5 protein-coding genes and 1 pseudogene are annotated in these 8,471 nt (G+C 74.9%); all 6 read left to right on the forward strand.

Translation table 11 applies throughout. From position 1 onward, the window contains the following. A partial coding sequence (locus MCAG_RS27965) for a phosphopantetheine-binding protein (protein ID WP_036375613.1) occupies positions 1-275 on the forward strand: 275 nt, incomplete at its 5' end. A gap of 11 nt (positions 276-286) precedes the next feature. Then, a pseudogene (locus tag MCAG_RS27970) lies at positions 287-5,167 on the forward strand (SDR family NAD(P)-dependent oxidoreductase); the annotation flags it as partial. Between the two features lie 388 nt (positions 5,168-5,555). Beyond that, entirely contained in the window at positions 5,556-5,801 is a 246-nt protein-coding gene (locus tag MCAG_RS35435; protein ID WP_232290430.1) for a phosphopantetheine-binding protein, read from the forward strand. Positions 5,802-5,883: 82 nt separating this feature from the next. After that, a complete protein-coding gene (locus MCAG_RS27975; RefSeq protein WP_007076305.1) occupies positions 5,884-6,837 on the forward strand; it encodes a TauD/TfdA family dioxygenase in 954 nt (317 codons plus the stop codon). Further along, positions 6,837-7,025 (forward strand): MbtH family protein, encoded by a 189-nt coding sequence (locus tag MCAG_RS27980; protein WP_007076306.1) that lies wholly within the window; start codon positions 6,837-6,839, stop codon positions 7,023-7,025. Before MCAG_RS27975 ends, MCAG_RS27980 begins: the two co-directional genes overlap by 1 nt. Positions 7,026-7,080: 55 nt before the next feature. Beyond that, on the forward strand, positions 7,081-8,471 hold a 1,391-nt coding region (locus tag MCAG_RS27985; protein WP_007076307.1), incomplete at its 3' end, for a condensation domain-containing protein.

Below are 8,471 nucleotides of genomic sequence, written 5' to 3' on the forward strand. Positions count from 1 at the left end.
TCCTCGACCGCGACCGCGTCGGCGTCACCGACAACTTCTTCGACATCGGCGGGCACTCCCTGGCCCTGGCCGCCGTGCACGCCCGGCTGACCGCCGCCACCGGCCGGTCGATCCCGATGCTCGACCTGTTCCGCCATCCCACCGTCCGGGCCCTCGCCGCGCACCTCGACGGCGCGGCCGACCGGCCGGAGCTGGCCCGCGCCGCGTTGCGGGCCGCCGCCCGCCGCAGCCGCGCCCGACGTATCCCTCCCCGCCGCCCCGGCGGCAACGCATGAAGGACGACCTGATGCACAACGCGATCGACACCGACCACCCCTCCGACGACGGCATCGAGCCGATCGCGATCGTCGGGCTGGCCGCCCGGCTGCCCGGCGCGGCCGACGTGCACGAGTTCTGGCGCAACCTGGTCGACGGCGTCGAGTCGGTCACCGAGCTGACCCGCGAGGAGCAGCTCGCCCGGGGCGTGACCCCGGAGGAGGTCGACGACCCGGGCTGGGTGAGCCGGGCCCCGCTCGTCGACGGCTACGACGAGTTCGACGCCGGTCTGTTCGGGATGACCGCCCGGGAGGCCGAGGTCACCGATCCGCAGCACCGGCTGTTCTTGGAGGCCTGCTACACCGCCCTGCAGGACGCCGGCTACGACCCGGCCCGCTACGACGGTGCCGTCGGCGTGTACGCCGGCACCGGCGCCCCGTCGTACCTCAACCGCAACGTGCTGCGCAACAAGCGGGTCGGCGGCAACCCGCACAGCGCCGTCTCCACCGCCACCAGCAACTCGCCCAACTACACCGCGACGAACGTGTCGTACCGGTTGGACCTGCGTGGGCCGAGCCTGACCGTGCACACCGCCTGCTCCACGTCGCTGGTCGCGTTCCACCTGGCGTGCGAGGCGCTGCGCAACGGCGAGTGCGACATGGCCCTGGCCGGCGGTGTCAACATCGAGCTGCCGCAGGCCGGCTACCTCGGCATGGACGGGTTCACCTCCCCCGACGGGCGGTGCCGGCCGTTCGACGCCGGCGCGAACGGCACCGTGTGGGGCAGCGGCGTGGGGGTGACCCTGCTCAAGCGGCTCTCCGACGCGATCGCCGACGGCGACCACATTCGCGCCGTGGTGCTCGGCAACGCCATCAACAACGACGGCGCCGGCAAGGTCGGCTTCACCGCGCCCAGCGTGGACGGGCAGACGGAGGCCGTCGCCCAGGCTGTCGGGATGGCCGGCATCGACCCGCGCACCATCAGCTACGTCGAGGCGCATGGCACCGGCACCGCGATGGGCGACCCGATCGAGGTGGCCGCCCTGTCGGCGGTGTACATGAAGGACACCGACGACCGGGGCTGGTGCGGCATCGGTTCGGTCAAGTCCAACATCGGCCACCTCAGCCAGCCCTCCGGTATCGTCAGCGTGATCAAGACGGTGCTGGCGATGGAGCACGGGCTGATCCCGCCGACCATCAACTACGAGACCCCGAACCCGGCGATCGAGTTCGCCGACACCCCGTTCTACGTGGCGAACACCCTCACCAAGTGGGACACCGACGGCGTGCCGCGCCGCGCCGGGGTCAGCTCCTTCGGCATCGGCGGCACCAACGCCCACGTCGTGCTGGAGGAGGCGCCGCCGGAGCACCGGGTTGACCGGCGGGTGCGCCCGGCGCAACTGCTGCACGTCTCGGCGAAGACCGCCACCGCCCTCGACACCGCCGTGGCGCGGCTCGCCGAGCACCTCGCCGGCAACCCCGACGGCGGGGCCGGGCACCTCGCCGACGTCGCGCACACCCTGCGCGTGGGCCGGCAGCAGTACCCGCACCGGCTCGCCGTGGCCGCCACCGACCTGCCCGACGCGGTCGCCGCCCTGCGCGATCGCCGGCGCGCGCAGCGGGGGGTGACCGACCGTCCCGCCCCGAAGGTGGCCTTCCTCTTCTCCGGCCAGGGCTCCCAGTACGCCGGCATGGGCGCGCAGCTCTACGCCGAGGAGCCCGCCTACGCCGCCGTCGTCGACGAGTGCGCCGAGCTGCTCCGCGGCGAGCTGGGCCTGGACATCCGGGACCTGATCCTCGGCCGGGACCCGGAGACGGTCGAGCTGCTGGCGCAGACCCGCTACACCCAGCCGGCCCTGTTCGTCGTCGAGTACGCCCTGGCCGCCACCTGGCAGCGTTTCGGCGTCCGGCCGGCGGCGATGGTCGGGCACTCCATCGGCGAGTACGTCGCCGCGACCGTCGCCGGGGTGCTCGACCTGCCCGACGCGCTGCGGGTGGTGGCCGCCCGGGGCCGGCTCATGCAGTCCCTGCCGGCCGGGTCGATGCTGGCCGTCCCGCTGGACGAGTCGGTGGTCGCCGGGCTGCTGCCCGAGGGCGTGTCGATCGCCACGGTCAACGGGCCGGGCACCTGCGTGGTGGCCGGCGAGGCCGACGCGGTCGCCGCGTTCGCCGAGACGCTGAAGGCCACCAGGAAGGTCAAGAGCAAGGCGCTGCGCACCTCGCACGCGTTCCACTCGCCGATGATGGACCCGATCCTCGCCGAGTTCACCGCGCTGATGGCCACCGTGCCGCTGCGCGCTCCGCGCATCCCGTTGGTGTCGAACGTCTCCGGCACCTGGATCACCGACGCGCAGGCCACCGATCCGGCGTACTGGGCGGCGCACCTGCGCCAGCCGGTGCGCTTCGGCGACGGGGTGGCCGCCCTGCTCGCCGAGGGCACCTGGGCGCTGGTCGAGTGCGGCCCCGGCCGGCAGCTGGCCAACCTGGCCCGGATGCAGGTCGCCAAGGGCTCGGACCAGCAGCGGGCCCTCGTGCCGCTGGGCAGCCTCCCCGGTCAGGGCGAGCCGGCCGGTGACCTGGCGACGCTGCTCACCACGGCCGGGGCGCTGTGGTGCGCCGGCCTGCCCGTGCGCACCGGCTCCGACCCGCAGGCCCGGCGGGTGTCGCTGCCGACGTACCCGTTCGAGCGGCGCCGCTACTGGGTCGACCCGGACCCGGTGGAGGCGGTCGCCGCCGCGCCGGCCGAGACCGGCCCCCGGCCGCTGCCGCAGTGGTTCGCCGTGCCGGTGTGGCGCCAGGCCGCGCCCGCGCCGGCCACCGCGCCGCTGGGCCGGTGCCTGGTGTTGGTCGACGGCCCCCGCGGCGACGCGCTCGTCGCCGGTCTGCGCGCCGCCGGCGCGCAGACCATCGTGGTACGCCCCGGCGACGCGTTCGCCGCCACCGGCGACGCAGCCGGTGCGGGGCACGGCGGTTTCACGCTGCGCCCCGCCGCCCGGGAGGACCACGACGCGCTGGTCGCCGCCCTCGGCGACGACCTGCCGGCGCGGCTGGTGCACGCCCTCGCCCTCGACGGCGAGCCCACCGGCACCGACATCGCCGCCGCCCTCGCCGCCCAGGACCGGGGGTTCTTCAGCGCCCTGCACCTCGTGCAGGCCCTCGCCGGGGCCGGCCGCACCGGCGACGAGCGCGCCCTGACCCTGGACCTGGTGACCGCCGGCATCGGCGACGTGACCGGCACGGACCTCACCCGCCCCGAGCACGCCACCCTCGCCGGCCTGGCCCGGGTCCTGCCGGTCGAGCTGCCCGGGCTGACCGTCCGGCTGCTCGACGCCGACCCCGCCGCCACCGGCGCGGACGCCGTGGTCGCCGAGCTACGCCGCCCGGTCGACCCGGAGCACACCGAGGTGGCGCTGCGCGGGGCCCGCCGCTGGGTCACCGGCTACGAGCAGGTGACCGTGGACGCGGAGGCCGAGCCCGGCGCGCTGCGCGAGGGCGGCCGGTACGTCATCACCGGCGGTCTCGGCGGCATCGGCGTCACCCTCGCCGAGGACTTCGCCCGCCGCGCGCGGGCGAAGCTGGTGCTGCTGGCCCGCTCGGGCCTGCCGCCGCGCGAGCGGTGGGACGACCATCTCGCCGTGCACGGCGCCGACGACCGGGCCGGCCGGGCGATCGCCGCGATCCGTCGGATGGAGGCCGCCGGCGCCTCGGTGCTGGTCCTCGCCGCCGACGTCACCGACCCGGCCGACCTGCGCCGGGTCCGGGCCGCCGCCGAGGCCGAGTTCGGCGGGATCGACGGGATCGTGCACGCCGCCGGCCTGCCCGGCGGCGGTATGGCCGAGGTCAAGGAACGCGCCGAGGCGGAGCGGGTACTCGCCCCGAAGCTCGTCGGCACCCTCGCCCTGGCCCAGGTCTTCGGGGACCTGCCGCTGGACTTCGTGGTGCTCTGCTCCTCGATCACCGCCGTGATCGGCGGCTTCGGCCAGGTCGACTACTGCGCGGCGAACAACTTCCTCGACGCGTACGCCCGCGCCGGGGCCGGCTGGGCCGCGCCCGTGGTGTCGCAGAACTGGGGCGGCTGGGCCGAGGTCGGCATGGCGGCGGAGAGCACCGCCCCGGCCGGGTTCCGGGCGGTGACCCGGGACACCGTCACCAGCACGGTCGACCACCCGGTGCTCACCACTCGGGTGACCGGCCCGGAGGGGACCGTGCTGCACGGCCTGGTCAGCGCCGCGACCCACTGGCTGCTCGACGAGCACCGCATCGGCGGGGTGCCGGTGGTGCCGGGCACCGCCCACCTGGAGTCGGTCCGCGCCGCCGTGGCCGCCGCCGTCGAGGCCCCCGGGCCCGACGCGGCGGTGGAGCTGCGCGACGTGGTGTTCCTGGAGCCGTTCTCGGTGCCGGACGGCACGATCGCCCAGTACCGGGTGGCGCTCACCGCCGCGGAGGACGGGTTCACGGAGTTCATGGTGCAGAGCCTCGCCGCCGGGGTGCTGTGCACCCACGTGCGGGGCACGGCGGGCTGGACCACCGAGCCCGCCCCGGAGGCGGCCGACCTCGCGGCGGTCGTCGCCCGGTCCCGCCGGGTCGACGACGACGCGTCGTTCGGCCGGGGCCGCACCAGCATGCTCACCTTCGGGCCGCGCTGGCGGTCGCTGGCCGCGCACCACCTCGCCGACGGCGAGGAGCTGGCGCTGGTCAGCGCGCCCGCCGAGGCCGCCGCCGACCTCGGCGCGTGGGGCCTGCACCCGGCCCTGCTGGACGTGGCCACCGCGTTCGGCCGGGGCCAGGGCTCCGGCACCTACCTGCCGCTGTCGTACGGGCGGATCGTGGTGCGCGGGCCGCTGCCCGGCCGGTTCCACAGCCACCTGCGCCACCGCGACGGCGGCACCGACGAGGTCGTCTCCGCCGACCTGACCCTGACCGACCCGGACGGGCGGGAGCTGGTCGCGATCAGCGACTTTCGTGCTGCGCCGGGTGGACGCCTCGGCGGTCACCGGCGGGCTCGCCGCCGCCGCGCCCGTCGCCGCCCCGGAGGGCGGCGCGCCCAGCGAGGACATCCGCCCGGTCGACGGTGCGGAGGCGTTCCGCCGCAGCCTCACCGCCGGTCTCGGCGCCCAGGTGGTGATCACCACCCGGTCGGTGGCCGACATTCGGGCTCGCGCCGCCCGGGTCACCACCGACGCCCTGGCCGCGGAGAGCGAACCGGCCGGGTCCAGCCCCACGGTGGAGGCCGGAGCCTCGACCGCGCCGCGCACCGAGCTGGAGGCCACCATCGCCCAGGTGTGGCGCGACGGCCTCGGCGTGCCGGTCGTCGGCGTCGACGACGACTTCTTCGCCCTCGGCGGCAACTCCCTCGTGGCGGTGCAGCTCATCGCGTCGATGCGCAAGGCGACCGGGGTGCGGCTGCCGATGCGCAGCCTCTTCGAGACGCCCACCGTCGCCGGGCTCGCCTCCCGGATCGAGGAGCTGCTCGCCGAGGCGTCCACCGCCGAGGAGCCCCCGGCCCCGGCCCCAACCACGAGCATCCCGCGGCTGCCCCGCGCGTGAGCACCGAGATGGCAAGAGGAGTCGTGGCTTCACGCATGCAGGCGGAGCCGTGGGCTTCACGGAAACAAGGGAGTACAGAGCAATGAGCGACACGATCGCCACGCTGCCGGTGGTCGTCGACAGCGACGGCCGGGCACTGACCGACCTGATCGACGCCCGCCGCGCCGAGCTGCGGGCCGCCCTCGTCGCGCACGGCGGGCTGCTGTTCCGCGGCTTCGACGTCGGCGGTGTCGACGGCTTCGACGCGGTGGTGCGGGCGCTGGCCGGCGAGCCGCTGGTCTACACAGAACGGTCCTCGCCCCGGCACTCCATCAAGGGCCGGGTCTACACCTCGACCGACTACCCGCCGGACGAGGAGATCTTCCTGCACAACGAGAACTCGTACCAGGCGCGCTGGCCGCTGACCCTGTTCTTCTGGTGCGTCACCCCGCCCGACACCCTCGGCGCGACCCCCCTGGCGGACGTCCGGCGGGTGTACGAGCTGATCGACCCGGCCGTGCGGGAGGAGTTCGTCCGCCGCCGGTGGATGCTGGTGCGCAACTTCCACGCCGACTTCGGCACCCGCTGGCAGGACGTGTTCAACACCGACGATCGCGCCGAGGTCGAGGCGTACGCGGCGGCGAACCGGATCGCCGTGGAGTGGGTGGGCGCCGGCGGGCTGCGTACCCGCGCCGTGCGCGACGCGGTGCACTACCGGCCCGGCTCGGACACCCCGCGCTGGTTCAACCACGCCACGTTCTTCCACCTGAGCACCCTGGCGCAGGAGTACCAGGAGGGGCTGCTGGCGATGTTCGGCCCCGACGGGCTGCCGTCGAACACCTACTACGGTGATGGCGGTGAGATTCCTGCCGACGTGCTGGACCACCTGCGGGCCGCGTACCGGGCCGCCAGTGTCCGCTTCGACTACCAGCGCGACGACGTGCTGGTGGTCGACAACATGACCGCCGCGCACGCCCGGGAGCCGTTCACCGGCCCCCGCAAGATCGCCGTCGCGATGGCCGAGCCGCACACCCCCGAGAGCACTGGAGACAACTAATGGCCGAAACCCGATTCCTGGTCGTGCGCAACGACGAGGAGCAGTACTCGATCTGGTCGGCCGACCGGGAGCTGCCCGCAGGTTGGCACGACACCGGCTTCGCCGGCACGCGTGCCGAGTGCCTCGCGCACATCGACACCGTCTGGACCGACATGCGTCCCCGCTCGGTACGCGAGGCCATCCAGTGAGCGTGAGGAGTGCAGCGGAGCGGAGTTCCGCAATCGCGAACGAAAGGCAGCGGCGATGACCCGGGAATGGACCTTCCCCGCCTCCTTCGCCCAGGAGCGGGTGTGGATGGCCAACCAGCTCGACCCCGGCTCGCCGGTCTACAACGTGTCCAACCCGTGGCCCTTCCCGGCCGAGCTGGACGCCGACGCCGCCACGGCCGTGTTCAACCAGGTCCTCGCCCGGCACGAGGCGCTGCGCACCCACCTGCGCTCCGACGACGGCACACTGGTGCAGGTGGTCCGCGAGCACGAGCCGGTCCGGCTGGCGGCCGAGGACCTGTCGGGCCTGCCGGAGGCCGAGCGGCTCGCCCGGTACCACGCGATCCGCGAGGAACTGGCCCGCACCCCGATCCCGCTGGACACGCCGCCGCTGTGGCGGGCCCGGCTGGTCAAGGTCAAGGAGGCGTGGTCGTTGCAGTTCGTGGTGCACCACGCCGTCTTCGACGCCCAGTCGGCGGTGCTGTTCACCAGCGAGCTGTCCGCGTTCATCACCGCCGCGCTCACCGGCGCGCCCGCCGACGTGCCCGAGCTGCCCATCCAGTACGCCGACTTCGCCGCCTGGCAACGCGACCAGCTCGCCGGGCCGGAGCTGGACCGGCAGCTCGCCTTCTGGACGGCCCACCTGGCCGGCGCGCCCGCGGTGACCGGCCTGCCGCTGGACCGGCCCCGCCCGGCCCAGCTCGGCTTCGCCGGCGACGAGGTCCGCTTCGACCTGCCCGACGGGCTGCTCGACGCCGTCGGCCGGCTCGCCGCCGCCTCGGCCGCCACCCCGTACATGGTGCTGCTGACCGGGTTCGCCGCGCTGCTGTCGCGGATCTGTGGCGACGACACCGTGGTCGTCGGCGTCTCCACCGCCGGCCGGGACACCGCCGAGGTGTCCCCGCTGATCGGCATGTTCGTCAATCCGGTGGCGCTGCGCTGCGACCTGACCGGCGACCCCACCGTCGCCGAGCTGCTCGGCCGGGTCCGGGGCAGCCTCATCGACGCCATGGAGCACGGGCAGGTTCCGTTCCAGCGGATCGTCGAGGCGGTCGCCCCGCAGCGGGACCCGTCCGTGCAGCCGATCTTCCAGACCGCGCTGAACTTCATCCCCGACTCCGGCCTGGACCCGGTGCCGCTGGGCACCACCAAGGACGACCTGGCCTTCGACGTCACCACCGGGGAGAGCCGGCTGGTGTACCGCACCGACCTGTTCGACCGGGCCACCGCCGAGGCGATCGTCACCCGGTACGTCCGGCTGCTCGACGCCGCCGTCGCCGACCCCGGCCGGCGGGTCCGCGAGCTGCCCCTGCTCGACGACGCCGAGCGGCGGCTGGTCCTGGACACCTGGAACGCCACCGGCCACGCCCGGCCGGTCGGCACCGTCGTCGACGAGGTGCAGCGGCAGGCTGCCGCCACCCCGCACGC

It is taken from the genome of Micromonospora sp. ATCC 39149 (genome assembly GCF_000158815.1).
Lineage (GTDB): Bacteria > Actinomycetota > Actinomycetes > Mycobacteriales > Micromonosporaceae > Micromonospora.